Origin of the sequence: Borreliella americana, from assembly GCF_021043605.1 — a bacterium.
Taxonomy (GTDB): Bacteria; Spirochaetota; Spirochaetia; order Borreliales; family Borreliaceae; genus Borreliella; species Borreliella americana.
On sequence record NZ_JAJNFB010000061.1, the window covers coordinates 1 to 364 of the forward strand.

Sequence of the window (364 nt, forward strand, 5' to 3'; positions counted from 1 at the left end):
AGTTTTATTAGAGCAATTTCATTTTGTTTTAGTATTTTCATTACTTCAATCTTTGTATCTTTATCAGTATCTAAATACAAAATAGAAAGAGCTTTTTCAGTTTTAAAATTACATTTATTGTAATAATTTTTTATTTGAAACTTTTCTATTTGGTTAATCTTTCTTTCTTCTTTTATATTATTATTTTTATTATTATAACACCCCACTAAATCTACACTACCATTTTTATTAGTAATATTGTCTTTAAAATGGGTATTAACTCTAGATTTAAATCTAGAGTTTTTTCGTTCTTTAAAGTACTTGTTAATTTTCTGGTAACACTCTTTTTTAGGATAATTAAGCTTATAGTAAATTTCAGTTCCAC

At 21.7% G+C, this 364-nt stretch carries 1 protein-coding gene; it reads right to left on the minus strand.

The window, feature by feature from the left end:
- Positions 1-364, minus strand: a 364-nt coding sequence (locus tag LRB30_RS05845) for a plasmid maintenance protein (protein WP_231020166.1), incomplete at both ends; no start/stop codon positions are given.